1 protein-coding gene is annotated in these 459 nt (G+C 69.7%); it reads right to left on the reverse strand.

All coding sequences use genetic code 11. From position 1 onward, the window contains the following. A partial coding sequence (locus tag D3261_RS19445) for a pseudouridine synthase (RefSeq protein ID WP_199694080.1) occupies window positions 1-459 on the reverse strand: 459 nt, incomplete at both ends.

The following is a 459-nucleotide window of genomic DNA, read 5'->3' on the forward strand; positions in this document are numbered from 1 at the left end:
CTTCTTCGCGGCCGGCCAGTCGCCCTCGACCAGCGCCAGATAGGTCTTGCCGGTTTCACGTTCGCGGAATTGGTCCTGCAGGGCGGTCAGCGCGCTGCGCTTTTTCGCGATCAGCAGGATGCCGGAGGTGTCCCGGTCGAGGCGGTGCACCAGTTCCAGGAACTTCGCGGTCGGTCGCGCCGTTCGAAGCTGCTCGATCACGCCGAAGCTCACGCCGCTGCCACCATGCACGGCCACGCCGGCGGGCTTGTCGATGGCGATCAGCGCCTCGTCCTCCAACAGCAAGGGGAAGTCGCGCGCCGGCGCGACGGCCGCGCTCCCTGCTTCCGAGCGGTCGGCGACGCGCACCGGCGGCAGGCGCAGCAGATCGCCGGCGGCAACGCGGGTCTCGGCCTGCGCCCGCCCCTTGTTGATGCGCACCTCACCGGACCGGATGATCCGGTAGACATGGGTCTTGGG

The sequence above is a fragment of the Halococcus sp. IIIV-5B genome (assembly GCF_003602035.1).
In the GTDB taxonomy this organism is placed as follows: domain Archaea; phylum Halobacteriota; class Halobacteria; order Halobacteriales; family Halococcaceae; genus Halococcus; species Halococcus salsus.